The following is a 16,167-nucleotide window of genomic DNA, read 5'->3' as shown; positions in this document are numbered from 1 at the left end:
AGCAGTATCGGTAACGATTCAGCGGACCGCACGACGAACAGGTGAACGAGTACCGCCGAATGTCACCGGGCGGGCCGGCCGCCCAACGCGAGCTGGGCGAGGAGTTCGCGACCGCGCTCGGCCGAACGGGGCTGGCAGAGCACGTCGTAGCGGCCGGCGACCAGCTGGCTCGCGGAGGAGAAGTCGCGGCGGGACATGCTGTAGCTGATCGCCGCGAAGACCGTCCACGCCAGAATGCCGAGCACGAGCCCGCCGATCATGGGCTGCCAGGCGAAACCCTGGTTGTTGAACATGCCCAGCAGCAACCCGATGATCAGGCCGAACCACGCGCCGGACACCGCGCCCGTGCCCAGCACCCGGCCCCAGCTCAGCCTGCCGACGACGCGCTCGACGAGCATCAGGTCGACGCCGACGATGGTCACGTCGGAGACCCCGAACTCCTTCTCCGCGAGGAAACCGACGGCTTGCTGGGCTTCGCCGTACGTCGCGTAGGAACCGATCGGCCAGCCGGAAGGCGGTGTCGGCAGCCTGGGCAGCCCGCCCGCGGCCCGGCCGCTTCCGCCAAAGGGAGCACTCACGTAATCACCTCTCGCCCGTCCTGGTCCATCTTCTCAAGGACGGGCGAAAGGCGCGAACGTGAGCTGAAGGACGCCTTCCTCGCGTAGGACGTGGTGAGGGGAGCTTTCACCGCATCCGATGCGGTGAAAGCGTCCTTCAGCGCCCGTCAGGAGCGGGACTTGTACTCGCGGAGCAGGCCGCGGCTGATGATGGTCTTCTGGATCTCGCTGGTGCCTTCGCCGATGAGCAGGAACGGTGCCTCGCGCATGAGGCGTTCGATCTCGTACTCCTTGGAGTAGCCGTAGCCGCCGTGGATGCGGAAGGAGTCCTGGGTGACCTCGGCGCAGTACTCGCTGGCGATCAGCTTGGCCATGCCCGCTTCGACGTCGTTGCGCTCGCCGGAGTCCTTGAGGCGGGCGGCGTTGACCATCATCAGGTGCGCGGCCTCGACCTTGGTGGCCATCTCGGCGAGTTTGAACGCGACCGCCTGGTGCTCGGCGATGGCCTTGCCGAAGGTCTTGCGCTGCTGGGCGTACTCGACGGCGAGTTCGAACGCGCGGATCGCGATACCGCAGGCGCGGGCGGCGACGTTGACGCGGCCGACCTCGACACCGTCCATCATGTACGCGAAGCCCTTGCCCGGCGCTTCGCCGAGAACCTTGTCGGCACCGATCTTGTAGCCGTCGAACACGGCTTCGGTGGTGTCGACGCCCTTGTAACCCATCTTGTCGATCTTGCCGGGGATGGTGAGGCCGGGAGCGACCTCGCCGAAGCCCTCGGGCTTCTCGACCAGGAACGTGGTCAGGTTCTGGTGGGCCTTCTCGGCGCCTTCGTCGGTCTTGACGAGCAGCGCGATCAGGTTGGAGCTGCCGCCGTTGGTCAGCCACATCTTCGAACCGTCGATGACGTAACCGTCGTCGGTCTTGCGGGCGCGGGTCTTGATCGCGGCGACGTCGGAGCCGAGGTCGGGCTCGGACATCGAGAACGAGCCGCGGACCTCACCGGTCGCCATCCGCGGCAGGAAGTGCTGCTTCTGCTCCGGCGTCCCGTGCTGCTTGATCATGTGCGCGACGATGAAGTGCGTGTTGATGACGCCGGAGACGCTCATCCAGCCGCGTGCGATCTCCTCGACCACGAGCGCGTAGGTCAGCAGCGATTCGCCGAGGCCGCCGTACTCCTCCGGGATGGTGAGCCCGAACAGGCCCATCTCCTTCATCCCCTCGACGATGTCGGTGGGATAGGTGTCGGAATGCTCGAGCTCCTGCGCGCGCGGGATGACCTCCTTGTCCACGAACTGGCGGACCGTGGCCAGGATTTCGGACTGCACGTCGGTCAAACCGGCGGTCTGGGCGAGGCGAGCCATCGCTGCTCCCTAAATTCGCGCGCGCCGGGCTCCCGGCGCTGGGTTACCGGTGAGTATGACGCCTGACCGGGGACCCCGCTATGAGCGCAGTCACGCGTACGCCATCCGTGGCAAGGGCCATCGCGTTCCCCGTCGCACTGAACATCGCCGCGAAACACGGCGCTTTCCGGTAGCGATACGGTCCTCGTCTACGAGGGGACCAGCATGACGAATCCGCATGACCCGTACGGGCAGCAGCCGTCCGGGCAGTTCCAGCAGCCCTACGGTCTCCAGCCGTATCAGCCGCCGCCTCAGCAGTACTACGTCCAGCAGACCTACGTGCGGCCGCCGGACCAGGGCATGGCGGTGGCGTCGCTGGTGTGCTCGCTGATCGGGCTGCTCATGTGCTTCCCGGCGATCCTGGGGATCATCTTCGGGCACATCGCGCTCTCGAAGGCCAAACGCGGCGAAGCGGGCGGCCAGGGCATGGCGCAGGCGGGCATGATCATCGGCTACGTGGTCACCGCGCTCTGGCTGATCCCGGTCATCCTGTGGTTCATTTTCGTCGTGCTCGCGATCGGAGCCGCGAACGTCTCGTGACCCGTCCCCGGATACGGTGGTGTCCCGCACGAACCAGGGGGCCAACCGGATGAGCAGTTCCGACTCGCAGGACACACCGTCGACGTCGTCCTACACCGACTCGAACACCTTCTCCGACCCGACTGTGGTGTCTTCGGCGTCCGAGACCGTGGCGAACCCGGTGGAACCGCAGCAGTTCCAACCGCCGGCACCCTTCACCCCGCCTCCGCCGTTCGAGCCGCCCGCTCCGTTCGAGGCGCCTTCGGCTTCTGCTCCGGACCCCGATCCGGCTTCCGTCCCGGTTCCGGTCGAGACGTACGGGCAGGCCATCGATCCGCTGACCGCCGAGCCCGTTCCGCCGCCCTACGCGACTCCGGAGCCGCTGGCCCCGCCGGTGTACACGCCCGTGCCGTTGCCCGCCGCGTATCCGGCGCCGCAGCCGTACAACCCGTACGCGGCGGTAGCTCCCCCGCGATCGCAGGACAACGGGATGGCGATCGCCGGGCTGGTGTGCTCGCTCATCGGGATCTGCTCCTGTGTGACGGTGATCGTCGGGCTGATCCTGGGACACATCGGGCTGGCGAAGGCGAACCGCGGTGAGGCGGGTGGACGTGGCATGGCGCTCGCGGCGGTGATCATCGCCTACGTCGTGATCGCGCTGTACGTCGGTTTCGGCGGCACGATGATCATGCTCGGCGTGAACGGCGAGCTCGATTAGAGCCTTTACTGACTCGGCTGCGGTTGATCCCCCCAGCCGAGTCCGTGAAGGTTTCCTCGGCTCAGCCGAGGTAGCTCGACCTTCATCACCATGCCGAGGTACATGAAGGCCCCCTTCCTTGCGCCTGGCGCAAGGAAGGGGGCCTTCATGTACTCAGGCAGAGCCGGAGGACAACCGGTACCGACCACTCACGAGACCTGCCCCACGTCCCCCGGTTCTCTGGGCGCCGGCGCCACCTGACCGTTGGCCTCCGACGAAGGTGCTTCCCGCTTCGGCGTGTTCGCGTCGAGGAAACGCAGCAGTTCCACCGGGAACGGCAAGACCAGCGTCGAGTTCTTCTCCGCCGAGACCTGCACGACGGTCTCCAGCAGCCGCAACTGCAACGCCGCCGGAGTGTCGGCCATGGTCGCGGCCGCCTGCGAAAGCTTGTACGACGCCTGCAACTCCCCGTCGGCTGAAATGACCCGCGCCCGCCGTTCGCGTTCGGCTTCGGCCTGGCGCGACATCGAGCGTTTCATCGACTCCGGCAGCGCGACGTCCTTGATCTCGACGCGGTCGATGTGGATGCCCCAGTCCAAGGCCGGGCTGTCGATCATCAGCTCCAGGCCCTCGTTCAGCCGTTCGCGGTTCGACAGCAGGTCGTCCAGGTCGCTCTTGCCGATGATCGACCGCAGCGAGGTCTGCGCGACCTGGCCGACGGCCGAGCGGTAGTCCTGCACGTTGACCGCGGCCAGCACCGGGTCGATCACCTTGAAGTACACGACCGCGTCCACCCGCACGGTGACGTTGTCGCGGGTGATGCCGTCCTGCGCGGGGATCGGCATCGTGACGATCTGCATGTTGACCTTCTGCAGTCTGTCCGCGAACGGCACCAGCAGCGCGAGCCCCGGCTGCCGGATCGCCGGGCGCACCCGCCCGAACCGGAACACGAGGCCGCGTTCGTACTGTTTCACCACGCGAAGGCTGGCCGCGAGCCACGCACCGCCCGCGACGACGACCGCACTGAGAATCTCCACCACCATGGCTGCTCCCGGGGTTGTTCTCGCTGTTCACGGTACGCCCGGCGGGTCACGAGGGAAACACGGTGGACAGGCCTGCCAAGGTGGGTCCGTGACCGGTTTCAAGATCCCGCCCAAGTTCCTCGACCGTGCCGCCGATCTCGGCCCCGGAGCAGCCGAGTGGCTCGATTCCCTCCCGTTCCTCGCCGAGAAGTACACCGCCAAATGGCAGCTCGACTACGACGGCGAGGCCATGCACGGCTTCGTCGGCGTCGCGCAGCCCGTGCGCCGCGCGGACGGCTCCCCCGCGATCCTCAAACTCGGCTGGCCGCACGAGGAATCCGACGACGAACCGCTCGCACTGTCCACTTGGGCCGGTCAGGGCGCGGTTCTGATGTACGACAACGTGCCCGAAGACGGCGTGCTGCTCCTGGAGCGGCTCGACGCCGGCCGGTCGCTGGAAACGGAGCCGATCCGAGAGGCCGTCGAGACCGTCGGCGCGCTGGCGCGGCGGCTGGCCGTCCCCGCTCCCGAAACGCTGCGGCGATCCCTTCGCGAGGAAGCCGCGGAGCTGGTCGCCGAACTCCCGGAGACCTGGAGCGAGCTCGGCGAACCGTTCGAGCGCAAGTACATCGACGCCGCCGTGGAAATCTGCGTGAACCTCGGGCCGGAGGCCGGTGAGCTGATGGTGAACGAGGACCTGCACTTCGAAAACGTCCTCGCCGGGGAGCGCGAACCGTGGCTGGTGATCGACCCGAAGCCGCTTTCGGGTGACCTCGAGTTCGGCGCTATCTCGATTCTCTGGAACCGGGCGAACGAGTCCACAATGGACGAAAAGATCGCGTGGTTCACCGCGGCCGCCGGGCTGGACGCCGAACGCGCGCGGGCATGGACGCTGGTCCGCGCGGTGCAGAACTGGACCTGGCTGTACGAAGACCTCGCCGAGGGCGCCTCGCCCGAGACCCTCGCCGAAGACCCGGCCTACGCCGCCGTTCCCGCGATCGCCGCCTGGGCATTGCGGTGATCACACGAATCGTCTGCCGCCCCGGGAGCGGATAACCTTCGGACATGGCAGCCGTGAACAGGGTATTCGCAGCTCAGCTGGCCGGTTTGCCGGTTTTCGGCCCCGATGGTGAATCGATCGGCAAGGTGCGGGACCTGGTGGCGGGCCTGCGCCTCGACCAGCAACCCCCGCGGATCCTCGGCATCGTGGTCGAGCTGACGACGAGGCGCCGCGTGTTCGTGCCGATGTTGCGCGTGACGTCGATCGAGCCCAGCGCCGTCACGCTCGCCACCGGATCGGTGAACATGCGGCGGTTCCATCAACGGCCCAACGAGGTGCTGGTGGTCGGGCAGCTGTTCGACGCGCACGCCACCCTCGCCGGCTCGGACACGCGGGTCACCGTCGTCGACGCCGGCATGGAACCGACGCGGACGCGGGACTGGGTGCTCGCGAAACTCGCGATCCGGGAACGGTCGAGCAGGCTCGGCCTCGGCAGACGGCGTTCGGCGATGCAGGTGCTGCCGTGGGCGGAGGTGTCCGGGCTCGGGCTCACCGACCTGACCGGCCAGACCCAGGGCGCGGCGCAGCTGCTGATGCTGTTCGACACCATGCGCGCGGCCGACGTCGCCGCCACGGTCCGCGACCTGCCGCTCAAACGACGGCACGAAGTCGCCGACGCGATGGACGACGAGCACCTCGCCGACGTCATCGAGGAGCTTCCCGAAGACGACCAGAAGGAACTGCTGTCCTACCTCGCCGAGGAACGCGCCGCCGACATCCTCGAAGCGATGGACCCCGACGACGCCGCCGACCTGCTGGCCGAGCTGGCCCCCGCCGAACAGAACCGGTTCCTGGAGCTGATGGAACCCGAGGAGTCGGCACCGGTGAAGCGGCTGCTGGAGTACTCCTCCGACACCGCGGGCGGGTTGATGACGCCCGAGCCGGTGGTGCTGACGCCGGACGCCACGGTCGCCGAGGCGCTCGCGCACATCCGCAACGCGGACCTCCCGGTGGCGCTGGCGAGCATGGTGTTCGTCTGCCGCCCGCCGACCGAGACGCCGACCGGTCGCTTCGTCGGCGTCGTCCACTTCCAGCGGCTGCTGCGCGAACCACCCGCGGAGATGGTGGCGAGCGCCATCGACTCCCAGCTGCCCGCGCTGCGGCCGAACGCCACCTTGTCCGAGGTCACGCGCTACTTCGCCGCCTACAACCTCACCTGCGGGCCGGTGGTGGACGCCGAAGACCACCTGCTCGGCGCGGTCACCGTCGACGACGTGCTCGACCACCTGCTGCCGGAGGGCTGGCGCGAGACCGGGCTGCACGACATCACCGGCGAGATCCACGCGGAGACCGAGGAGGCGGAACGTGCCTGAACTGATGTCCGGGCGGCGGCTGGACCAGCCCCGCGGCCAGAGCCGGTTCAGGCTGAACATCGATCCGGACACCTTCGGCAGGCTCACCGAACGGGTCGCGCGGTTCCTCGGCACCGGCAAGTACCTGTTCTGGCAGACGCTGATCGTCATCGTCTGGATCGTGCTGAACCTGGTCGCGGTCTCGCTGCGGTGGGACCCGTACCCGTTCATCCTGCTGAACCTGGCGTTCTCGACGCAGGCCGCGTACGCCGCGCCGCTGATCCTGCTGGCGCAGAACCGGCAGGACGACCGCGACCGCGTCTCGCTGGAGGAAGACCGCAATCGCGCCGCGCAGACGAAGGCGGACACCGAATACCTCGCGCGGGAGCTGGCGTCGCTGCGGATCGCGCTCGGCGAGGTCGCCACGCGGGACTTCCTGCGGGGCGAACTCGACCGGCTCCGTGAGGATCTTGACGTCAAGCCGCGCAAGGCCAAACCCGACCGCACGCCTACCGGTACGTAACATGGACGTGTGACCAGTACGCAGCAACTCCCCAGCGTCGACGATGTCCGCACCGCGCTGAAGGCCGTGTACGACCCGGAGATCAAGAAACCGATCACCGAACTCGGCATGGTCAAGGACGTGGAGGTCGGCTCGGACGGTGTGGTCACCGTCGGGATCTACCTGACGGTCGCCGGTTGCCCGCTGAAGGCGACACTGACCAACGACACCACCGAAGCCGTCAAGAAGCTCCCCGGCGTCAGCGACGTCCGGGTCGAGCTCGACGTGATGAGCGACGAGCAACGCACGGAGCTGCGAAAATCGCTGCGCGGTGACGCCGCGGAGCCGGTGATCCCGTTCGCGCAGCCGGGTTCGATGACGCGGGTCTACTGCGTCGCGTCCGGCAAGGGCGGCGTCGGCAAGTCCTCGGTGACGGTGAACCTCGCGGCCGCGATGGCCGAACGCGGGCTTTCCGTCGGCGTGGTGGACGCGGACATCTACGGGCACTCGGTGCCGCGGATGCTCGGCGCGCGGGAGAAGCCGACCAAGGTCGACACCATGATCATGCCGCCGCAGGCGCACGGCGTGAAGGTCATCTCGATCGGCATGTTCACCCCGGGCAACACCCCCGTGGTGTGGCGCGGGCCGATGCTGCACCGCGCGCTGCAGCAGTTCCTCGCCGACGTGTTCTGGGGCGACCTCGACATCCTGCTGCTGGACCTGCCGCCGGGCACCGGCGACATCGCGATCTCGGTGGCGCAGCTGATCCCGAACGCGGAGATCCTCGTCGTCACCACCCCGCAGCAGGCGGCCGCCGAGGTGGCCGAGCGCGCGGGCGCGATCGCGCTCCAGACGCGGCAGCGCGTGGCCGGGGTCATCGAGAACATGTCGTGGCTGGAGACGCCCGACGGCCAGCGGATGGAGATCTTCGGCGCCGGTGGCGGGCAGTCCGTCGCGGACTCGCTGTCGAAGTCGGTCGGGTCGACCGTGCCGCTGCTCGGCCAGGTCCCGATGGACCCGCGCGTGGTCTCCAACGGCGACGCCGGGACACCGATCGTGCTCGCCGAGCCGGACGCGCCGGCGTCGCTCGTGCTCAAGGAGGCGGCGAAGAAGCTGACCGTCCGGGCGCGCGGGCTGGCCGGGATGATGCTGAACGTCACCCCCGCAGGCCGCTGACCCTATGCGTTTAGTCCTCTGAATGCGGTACTTGCACGCGCAAGGATCGCATTCAGAGGACTGAACGCGGGTGGGTCAGGTGGCGTCCGGGTCGACCGGCGGGCGCTCCCCCGGCTTCAGCGGCTCGGGCTGCGAAGCCGTCGCCGGGTAGCCGTTGGGCTTCGAAGCCCCGTTGGCACCGTTCGTCCCATTGGCGGCAGTGGTGCCACTGGTGCCGTTGATGTTGTTGATCCCCAGCGGATCCGAGTCACCGTCGAACAGGTGCTGGGTGACGACCCGCTTCGGGTCGAAGTTCCGCAGGCCTCGCAGGTCCTCCAGCGGCTTGCGCAGCTGATCGAACTCCGGGCCCATCTCCTCGCGCAGTTGCGTCTTGGCCCCGGTCGCGAAGTCGCGGACCTTGCGGACGCTCTTCGCCACCCAGGAGGCCGCTTCGGGCAGCCGTTCCGGACCGAGGATGAAAAGACCCGCGACGACGATGATGAGGATCTCTCCCCAGCCGACACTCTCGAACACCCGTGTGAACCTCCGCCTCGGCGTCTTCCCCGTTCAGGGTACCCGGCCGAACCCGCTAGTCCGAGGCCAGTTTCACGTCGACGACAAGTGAAGACCCATCCCGGACAAGGCGGACAGGGACCACTTCGCCGACTTCGCGGGCGCGGACCGCGACGAGCAGTTCCGCCGAGTCGCGCACGAGCCGTCCGCCGACCTCCGTGATGACGTCGCCTTCTTTGATCCCGGCGGAGGCCGCGGGGCCCCCAGGAGCGACGTTGCGGACCTGTGCGCCCATCGTGCTGGAGCCCGCGACGGTCGACGAAGCGTTGATGCCGATGTCGGGGTGGACGACCTTGCCGTCCTTGATCAGTGTTTTCGCGATCTTCACCGCGTAGTCACTGGGGATGGCGAACCCGATGCCGATGCTGCCGCCTTCGGCACTGGAGGAGCGGATCGCGGAGTTGATCCCGACCAGCGCACCGGTCGCGTCGACGAGCGCCCCGCCCGAGTTGCCGTGGTTGATCGCGGCGTCGGTCTGGATGGCCTCGTAGATCACCGGCGCGCTGCCACCGTCGCCACCGGCGGTCACCGGGCGGTTGAGCGCGCTCACGATGCCCGCGGTGACCGAGTTCTGCAGCGCCAGCGGCGAACCGACCGCGATCACCGAGTCGCCGACGGCGAGGTCGGAAGACTTCCCGACCTGCAGCGCGGTCAGGTTCTTGACGTCGACCTTGACCACGGCGAGGTCGGTTTTGGGGTCGGCGCCGACCACCTTCGCTTCGACGCGCCTGCCGTCGAAGAACACGGCGGTGACCTTGGTGGCCGCGTCGGCCGTCGCGGCGGAGATCACGTGTTCGTTCGTGAGCACGTAGCCCTGGGTGTCGATGACGACGCCGGAGCCCTGCTGGCCCGCGTCGGCGCCGGGTTTGAACACCTCGAGCGAGACCACGGCCGGCGCGACCCGGTGGGCGATGTCCGCGATCGATCCCGCCGGACGTTCCTTGGCCGCGTCGGCTTCGGAGATGCTGGCCTGCCCGGTCAGTTCGGTGCCGGTGTCGGCGAACCACCAGCCGATCAGCCCGCCGGCGGCGCCGATGACCAGCGCGACCGCGGCGAGCATCGCCAATGCCTTCGTCTGCACACGCCGCCCGAACAGGACCTCCGGAAGGCTCAGCAGCGCACCCTGCGGGCGCTTCGCGTCCTTCTCCTCGTCCGCGTCCTGCTGTACGGCGGGGCCGGCGAGCACCGCGCCGGACGACGGGTCGCGCCAGGGATCCGAGGTCGTGGTCCAGAGCGGGCCTTCAGCGCCGTTCGAGGACGGTGTGGAGCCGTTGGTCCCGTGTGGGCGCTCCAGCACGACACCTTCGGCGCCCGGCGGGCGGCGGAAGGCCTCGGCGAGCGATTCCGGCGTCGGCGGCGCGAGGTTCAGGCTCGGCGCGGACTGCCCGTTGGTGCCCGGCTGGTACAGCTTGTCGAAGGCACCGTCGACACCGTGCGGCCTCCCGAACGTGGCCGCCTGCGCCGGATCGACGGCGGGCCGGGCCAGCGGGCGCGGCGCCAGCCGATCCCCCGCCGGGTCACCAGGCTGCTGCGGATTCGCGTTCGGCTGCTCGGTCATCATTCCCCGGGGCTGAGATCAGGTTGGCCGGACGCGAGAGTACGCCAAGCCTTACCCCGGATTCTGCCGTGACCACGGTGAAGTGCGCGTTGATTCCCCGAACCGGCGAGAAAAGTGACACAGAAGGCAACCGTGTCTCACGTCTGGCAGTCTAACGCGCATGTCGGAGCACCCGGGGCCGCCTTTCCCGCCCCAGAACACCCCTCAGCAGCCACGCAAGAAGAAGGGCTTCTCCTTCAAGGTCCAAATGATCCTGTTCGCCGCCTCGCTCGTCGTGGCGATCGGCGGCTTCGGCGTGATCATCACGCTGAACAACATGGCGGGGCCGGAGAAGCAGGCCAAAACGCTGACCGAGGGCGACTGCGTCGTGCTGACCGGATCCGGCGAGGAGGCCGACGCGGTCAAGACGCCGTGCGATTCACCGCAAGCGCCGTACACGGTGGGCCTCGCCGGGGTCGACGACGGTGCTTGGTCCTGCAACGACCGTTTCTACAAGTACGCCGTCCCGACACCGCTGCGCGGGAAGGGCGTCGGACTGTGCCTGGCGATCAACGCCCAGGTCGGGTCGTGTTTCGACGACATCGAGGCCAAGACACCGCCGCCGCTGACGGACTGCGGCTCGGCGCGACTGAAGATCAGCGAGGTCTTCCCGCAGACGAGCGTGGAAGGCGGCCTCTGCGCCGACGACACCGTGGAGGTCATCTCCTACGTCGGCAAGGGGACTTCGAACTTCAAGAGCGCGACGATCTGCTTCGTCACGCCCTGACGAAGCAGATCAGCGGGCCGAGACGGGCACCGGCGCGCTCGACGTGCTCGGGCTCGGCGTGGGGCTGCGCGGCGGTTCCGGCGGGGTGCCGCCGCCCAGCTGCGCGGGCAGCAGCCCGGCGTTGACCCCCTGCGGCGGGGTGAAACCGGTGTTCGGCTGGTCTTCGGTGCCGTCACCCGAGGTCGCGACGAGGGCCAGCGCGCTCAGCACCAGGCCCGAAACGACGACTCCGGCGCCCTGCGCGTACTTCCGCCGGGCGAGACCGAACCGCCCGCCGCCGAGGACGTTCGGCGACTGGCCCAGCGGCGCCGTTGATCCCAACGGCGCTGTACCGCCCAAGACCCCGGTGTCGCGGAGGCCGGCGACCCGGTCGGGCCGCTGGATGGCCACCAGCTGACCGTCGGCGGTCATCGCCAGGTTGTCCGGTGTGCCGGGAAGTTCGGTGTTCTGCGGGATGGAGCACAGGCTGGCGAGGAAACCCGCCGACATCGACGGGGCTCCCGCCTGCTTCACGGCCGCGACGGCCTGACGCTGCGCGGTCACTTCGGCAGCGCACGCCTGGCAGCGGGCGATATGCGCCGACGCCCTGTCCTGGGCGCCGAGGGACAGCTCCCCGTCGACGAAGGCGACGATGGCGTCCGGAAGCAGATGCGACTCGGGGAGTCCCCAACCTCGCGGTGCGGTCATACCCCCACCTTCGCAGACTCCTGCGCCGCGGCGCGACGACGCTCCAAAGAAGCGCGAAGCGCCTGGCGGCCGCGGTGGATCCGGCTGCGCACGGTGCCGAGCTTGACACCGAGGGTGGCGCCGATCTCCTCATACGAGAGGCCTTCGACGTCGCACAGCACGACCGCGGCACGGAACTCGGGCGGCAACTCGTCGAGCGCGGCCTGCAGGTCCGGGTCGAGATGCGTGTCCGAGTAGACCTGCTCGGGGCTCGGGTCGTCACCGACGATGCGGTCGGTGTCCTCGGGGAGGCCTTCCATCCGCACGCGGGAGCGGCGGCGGGCCATGTCGAGGAAGAGGTTCGTGGTGATGCGGTGCAGCCAGCCTTCGAACGTGCCGGGCTTGTAGGACGCGAGCGAGCGGAAGACCCGGATGAAGGTCTCCTGCGTCAGGTCCTCGGCGTCGTGGGCGTTACCGGTCAGGCGGTATGCCAGCCGGTACACGCGGTCAGCGTGCTCACGCACGACCTCGTCCCACGAGGGCGGCGTCCATGCGGCCTCGTCCACCGTCACCGGCGTGACCTGGTCCGCGTGCTGGTCCTGCATCGTTTCCTGCATCGGGGAAGTAGGCACCTCCATCAGCGTCTTCTCCCAACTACTCCACCCAACGCGGGCGATGAGCACGGTGTTCCCGTTGTCGAGGACCAGTCTGTCCGGCCTGCTTATGTTTCTAGTGAGACTGGACTGAGAGGAGGCTGAGAAGTCGGTACCAGGGAGTCTTCGCTCTTTTGACGATAGGCAGCGCTAACCTCCGCGTGTGAATTCCGGGACGCATGCGGGCTCGCCTGCCGAGGCCGCCGACGCCGACCTCGTCGACGGGTACGTCCCCGACGACGAGGTTCTGGCCACCGTGCGGGCGCGGTCGGCCGAGCTGGGGTGCGGTCCGCTGAGTGCGGGCGCGGGTGCGACTCTGCGTTTTCTCGCCACGACGCTGCGGGCGAAGGCCGTCGTGGAGGTCGGGACCGGGGCCGGGGTGAGCGGGTTGTGCCTGCTCCGCGGCATGGTCGACGACGGGATCCTCACCTCGATCGACATCGAGCCCGAGTACCACCGGGCGGCGAGGGCGGCGTTCCGCGAGGCCGGTTACCCGCCGGGGCGGACCCGGCTGATCCTGGGGCGCGCGCTCGAGGTCCTCCCCCGGCTCACCCCCGGCGGCTACGACCTGGTGTTCGTCGATTCGGCGCCGATCGAGTACCCGAGTTGCTACGAGCAGGCCGTGGCGCTGCTCCGGCCCGGCGGGATACTGGCGTTCCACAACGTCTCGGGGACGAGGGTGACCGATCCCTCACGGCGCGATCCGGACACCCTGGCGCTGCGGGAGGTCGCGCGGGCCTTCCGGGAGGACGAGCGGCTGGTTCCTGCGCTGTTGCCGGTGGGCGGCGGGCTGCTGGTCGCCGCGATCGCGTAGCAAGGGACCTTTGCTATCGCCGGGGGCTGAAGGACGCTTTGGTCGCGTCCGACGCGGCGAAGGACGCTTTCACCACGTGTGATGCGGGGAAAGTCCCCTTCAGCACGGCGGCCGCGGCCAAGGCGAGCCACGCGGCGGTGAGCACGATCAGCCAGGTCCAGCCCGCGTGCCCGTAGACGGTCGCGCCGACGGCGCCGCCGATGCTGCTGCCGAGGTAGTACGAAAGCGTGTAGAGCCCGCCCACCTGGCCTCGGGCGTTCTCGGGCGCCTCCGCGGCGGCCCAGCCGTTGGCGACGGCGTGCGCGGCGAAGAACGCGCCGGTCAGCACCACGAACCCGGCGACGACCATGGGCAGCGAGTCGGACAGCGTCAGCGCGGCGCCCGCGATCGTGAGCAGCAGGGCGCCGGCGAGCGACCGGCGGCGGCCGAACCGGCCGACGAGCTTGCCCGCCGTCGCCGACGAGACCGAGCCCATCGCGTACGCGAGGAAGACGAGCGACGCGATCGCGGGCGAGAGGTTCAGCGGCTCGCCGGTCAGCCGGAATCCGGCGGCGTTGTACAGCGCGACGAACGAGCCCATCGCCAGCAACGCGACCGCGTACTGGACCAGCAGGACCGGCTTGCGCACCGCCGCGCCGAGCCCGGCGAGCACCGCCCTGCCTTGCTCGCGTAACCGCTCTGACCTGCGACGATCCACCGAAGTGGTAGCAAAGGTCCCTTGCTCCCCCGGCGGCAGGGCCAGCACCGTGACCACCGTGCAGACCAGCCCGATCCCCGCGACCACGAGCAGCGCGCCGTGGTAGCCGAACGGTCCGGCGGTGAACCCGGCCGCGAGCCGTCCGATCATGCCGCCGATGGTGTTCCCGGCGATCATCGCGCCCACCGCCGCCGCGAGCCCGGCCTTGCCGAGCCGTTCCGCGAGGTAGGCGGCGGCCACTCCGGGGAACCCCGCGATCGCGACCCCCTGCAGCGCCCGGAGCACGAGCAGCGCCGGGTAGCTGGGCGCCAGCGGCAGCAGGAATCCGAACACGACCGACGCGACCACCGAAGCGATGATCACCGGACGCCGTCCCACGACTTCGGAGAGCGCGGCGATGGGCAGGACGGCGATCGCGAGGGCACCGGTCGCGACACTCACCGCGAGCGAGGCGCCACCGGGATCGAGGTGGTACTGCTCGGCCAGCTGCGGCAGCACCGGCTGGGGCGCGTAGAGCAGCGCGAACGAGGAGATCCCGGCCGCGGCGACGGCGATCGTCACGCGGCGGGTGGTTCGGGTGGCAGGCACGATCCCGAAGCTAAGCCTGGCTAAACGATACGTCTAATACGATTATCTGCGACAATCGATACTGTGCTGAATGAAAGGATGACCGCCCAGCTAGCCCCGCAGCTCGCTCTGCTCACCGCACTCCGCCGCACGACGAACGTCACACGCGCGGCCGAGCTGCTCGGTGTCCCACAGCCCACGGTAAGCCGCCGGATCGCGGCGCTCGGCGAGGCCCTCGGCGCCCCGCTCACGGTCCCCGACGGTCGCGGCATCCGGCTCACCCGCGCCGCCGAGCTGCTGGCCGACGCCGCCGAACGTGCCCTCGCCGCCGTCGACGCCGGGGTCCGCCAAGCCCGCGAAGAGGTCGACCCCGGCTCCGGGCACGTCGTCCTCGGCTTCCTGCACCTGCTCGGCAGGTCGCTGGTCCCCACGTTGCTTCGCGGCTACCGCGCGGACCATCCGGATGTCCGGTTCACGCTGGTCCAGGGCTCTCGCCAGGACATGGTCGACAGGCTCACCAGCGGCGAGCTCGACCTCGCGCTGCTCGCGCCCGCCCCCGTCGACGACCCGCTGCTCGACACCGCCGTACTCACCGAGCAGGAGATCTTCCTGTCCGTTCCGACGTCGCACCGCCTCGCCGACCGGCCCAGCGCCGCCATCGAGGACCTCAAGGACGAGGAGTTCGTGCTCCTCGAAACCGGCTACGGCCTCCGCACCATCACCGACGACCTGTGCGCGGCGGCCGGCTTCGAACCGAAGATCGCCTTCGAGGGCCAGGAGTCCGACACCGTCCGCGGACTGGTCGCCGCCGGGCTCGGTGTCGCGCTGCTCCCCCGCTTCGAACCGGGCAGCCCCGCGGGTGTCGTCGAAGTCCCGCTGGTGCCGCCGGTCGGGCGGACCATCGGGCTGGCCTGGCGTCGCGACGTGGTCCTGCCGCCCGCCGTGCTGCGGTTCCGTGAGCGGGTCCGCGCGCGGCCCTGGTGACGTTCGTCGGGGTCGATCCCTGCCGTTCGTCCACCCCGGCAGGGAAGTATTTTCGCTAACTTCGGGTGAATGTACGACGACATCGTGGAGTTGGCGGGTGAGAGCCCGAACTGGCTTCAGGCGACGGGAATTCTGTTCACCGAAGCAGGACTGCTCGTCTTCGCAGGACTCTTCGCCTGGATGTTGTGGCGGGCCCGCACTTCGCCCGTCCGGATCGCCGTGGCGCTGCTGCCGCCCGCCGCGACCGCGATCGCGTACTTGATCAGCGAAGGTCTGAAGAGCGTGATCCGCGAGGACCGGCCTTGCCGGGGCCTCGTCACGCTCGTCGACTGCCCGCCAACGGGCGACTGGTCCTTCCCGAGCAACCACTCCACGATCGCGGCGGCGGCCGCTGTCGGCTTGGCACTCGCTTGGCGCCGGCTCGCGCCGTGGGTGCTCCCGGGCGCCCTGCTGATGGGCTTCTCGCGGGTCTTCGTCGGCGCGCACTACCCACACGACGTGCTCGCCGGGCTCGTCCTCGGCTCCGTCACGGCGTGGCTCGTGTTCCGGTACCTGAGAGGCCCGGCGACCGGGATCGCCCGACGGCTCACCGCCCACGCCGGGGACGCGCCGACCCAGCCCATGCCCAAGGTCGACCTGCGGGGCGGTAGCAAAGGTCCCTTGCTCCCGCCCCGCAGGTAAC

General features: G+C 69.3%; 18 protein-coding genes. 10 read left to right on the top strand and 8 right to left on the bottom strand.

Going from position 1 to position 16,167, the window contains the following annotated elements:
* Positions 1–62: 62 nt before the first annotated feature.
* Both DMH01_RS28505 and DMH01_RS28500 read right to left on the bottom strand, forming a co-directional pair.
* Entirely contained in the window at positions 63–578 is a 516-nt protein-coding gene (locus tag DMH01_RS28505; protein ID WP_125680260.1) for a general stress protein, read from the bottom strand.
* 146 nt (positions 579–724) lie between these two features.
* A complete protein-coding gene (locus tag DMH01_RS28500) occupies positions 725–1,921 on the bottom strand; it encodes an acyl-CoA dehydrogenase family protein (protein ID WP_034313327.1) in 1,197 nt (398 codons plus the stop codon).
* A 204-nt stretch (positions 1,922–2,125) separates the two neighbouring features.
* On the opposite strand from DMH01_RS28500, the gene DMH01_RS28495 reads away from it, so the two are divergent.
* Together DMH01_RS28495 and DMH01_RS28490 are read left to right on the top strand one after the other, a co-directional pair.
* On the top strand, positions 2,126–2,500 hold the full coding sequence (locus DMH01_RS28495) for a DUF4190 domain-containing protein (RefSeq protein ID WP_125680259.1): 375 nt from the start codon (positions 2,126–2,128) through the stop codon (positions 2,498–2,500).
* 49 nt (positions 2,501–2,549) lie between these two features.
* On the top strand, positions 2,550–3,197 hold the full coding sequence (locus DMH01_RS28490; protein WP_125680258.1) for a DUF4190 domain-containing protein: 648 nt from the start codon (positions 2,550–2,552) through the stop codon (positions 3,195–3,197).
* Positions 3,198–3,385: 188 nt separating this feature from the next.
* Here the strand turns inward: DMH01_RS28490 and DMH01_RS28485 are convergent, their stop codons facing one another.
* The gene (locus DMH01_RS28485; RefSeq protein WP_125680257.1) at positions 3,386–4,219 is read right to left on the bottom strand and encodes a slipin family protein; all 834 of its coding nucleotides are present in this window, start codon (positions 4,217–4,219) and stop codon (positions 3,386–3,388) included.
* 88 nt (positions 4,220–4,307) lie between these two features.
* Here DMH01_RS28485 and DMH01_RS28480 point away from each other — a divergent pair, with 88 nt between their 5' ends.
* The 4 genes from DMH01_RS28480 to DMH01_RS28465 are packed head-to-tail and all read left to right on the top strand — an operon-like array spanning position 4,308 to position 8,228.
* Complete coding sequence (locus tag DMH01_RS28480; RefSeq protein ID WP_125680256.1) at positions 4,308–5,219, top strand: aminoglycoside phosphotransferase family protein; 912 nt, start codon at positions 4,308–4,310, stop codon at positions 5,217–5,219.
* 44 nt (positions 5,220–5,263) lie between these two features.
* Entirely contained in the window at positions 5,264–6,571 is a 1,308-nt protein-coding gene (locus DMH01_RS28475; RefSeq protein ID WP_125680255.1) for a magnesium transporter MgtE N-terminal domain-containing protein, read from the top strand.
* The gene (locus DMH01_RS28470) at positions 6,564–7,073 is read left to right on the top strand and encodes a DUF1003 domain-containing protein (RefSeq protein ID WP_125680254.1); all 510 of its coding nucleotides are present in this window, start codon (positions 6,564–6,566) and stop codon (positions 7,071–7,073) included. Before DMH01_RS28475 ends, DMH01_RS28470 begins: the two co-directional genes overlap by 8 nt.
* A 9-nt stretch (positions 7,074–7,082) precedes the next feature.
* Positions 7,083–8,228: an Mrp/NBP35 family ATP-binding protein gene (locus tag DMH01_RS28465; protein ID WP_125680253.1), complete on the top strand. Its 1,146-nt coding sequence runs from the start codon at positions 7,083–7,085 to the stop codon at positions 8,226–8,228.
* A gap of 75 nt (positions 8,229–8,303) precedes the next feature.
* Here the strand turns inward: DMH01_RS28465 and tatB are convergent, their stop codons facing one another.
* A complete protein-coding gene (gene tatB / locus DMH01_RS28460; protein ID WP_125680252.1) occupies positions 8,304–8,741 on the bottom strand; it encodes a Sec-independent protein translocase protein TatB in 438 nt (145 codons plus the stop codon).
* 55 nt (positions 8,742–8,796) lie between these two features.
* Complete coding sequence (locus DMH01_RS28455) at positions 8,797–10,338, bottom strand: S1C family serine protease (RefSeq protein WP_125680251.1); 1,542 nt, start codon at positions 10,336–10,338, stop codon at positions 8,797–8,799.
* A gap of 160 nt (positions 10,339–10,498) precedes the next feature.
* On the opposite strand from DMH01_RS28455, the gene DMH01_RS28450 reads away from it, so the two are divergent.
* Positions 10,499–11,104, top strand: coding sequence for a hypothetical protein (locus DMH01_RS28450; protein ID WP_125680250.1), 606 nt, complete (start codon positions 10,499–10,501; stop codon positions 11,102–11,104).
* Between the two features lie 9 nt (positions 11,105–11,113).
* Here DMH01_RS28450 and DMH01_RS28445 read toward each other — a convergent pair whose 3' ends face one another.
* Together DMH01_RS28445 and sigE are read right to left on the bottom strand one after the other, a co-directional pair.
* Positions 11,114–11,791 carry an anti-sigma factor gene (locus DMH01_RS28445; RefSeq protein WP_125680249.1) on the bottom strand — a complete coding sequence of 226 codons (678 nt, stop codon included), beginning with the start codon at positions 11,789–11,791 and terminating at the stop codon, positions 11,114–11,116.
* The gene (gene sigE / locus DMH01_RS28440) at positions 11,788–12,387 is read right to left on the bottom strand and encodes an RNA polymerase sigma factor SigE (RefSeq protein ID WP_016331450.1); all 600 of its coding nucleotides are present in this window, start codon (positions 12,385–12,387) and stop codon (positions 11,788–11,790) included. The genes DMH01_RS28445 and sigE overlap by 4 nt, the downstream gene beginning before the upstream one ends.
* Positions 12,388–12,586: 199 nt before the next feature.
* On the opposite strand from sigE, the gene DMH01_RS28435 reads away from it, so the two are divergent.
* On the top strand, positions 12,587–13,237 hold the full coding sequence (locus tag DMH01_RS28435) for an O-methyltransferase (RefSeq protein WP_125680248.1): 651 nt from the start codon (positions 12,587–12,589) through the stop codon (positions 13,235–13,237).
* A gap of 13 nt (positions 13,238–13,250) precedes the next feature.
* Here the strand turns inward: DMH01_RS28435 and DMH01_RS28430 are convergent, their stop codons facing one another.
* Positions 13,251–14,495, bottom strand: a complete 1,245-nt coding sequence (locus tag DMH01_RS28430) for an MFS transporter (protein WP_125680438.1) — start codon at positions 14,493–14,495, stop codon at positions 13,251–13,253.
* A gap of 105 nt (positions 14,496–14,600) precedes the next feature.
* Between DMH01_RS28430 and DMH01_RS28425 the strand changes: the two genes are divergently transcribed.
* A complete protein-coding gene (locus tag DMH01_RS28425) occupies positions 14,601–15,485 on the top strand; it encodes a LysR family transcriptional regulator (protein WP_199745659.1) in 885 nt (294 codons plus the stop codon).
* Positions 15,486–15,554: 69 nt separating this feature from the next.
* Complete coding sequence (locus tag DMH01_RS28420; protein WP_125680246.1) at positions 15,555–16,166, top strand: phosphatase PAP2 family protein; 612 nt, start codon at positions 15,555–15,557, stop codon at positions 16,164–16,166.
* Position 16,167 lies beyond the last annotated feature (1 nt).

The sequence above is a fragment of the Amycolatopsis sp. WAC 04182 genome, from assembly GCF_003947465.1.
Taxonomy (GTDB): Bacteria; Actinomycetota; Actinomycetes; order Mycobacteriales; family Pseudonocardiaceae; genus Amycolatopsis.
Note: the sequence above shows the minus strand (reverse complement) of the source record. Positions and strands in the feature narration are given on the sequence as shown.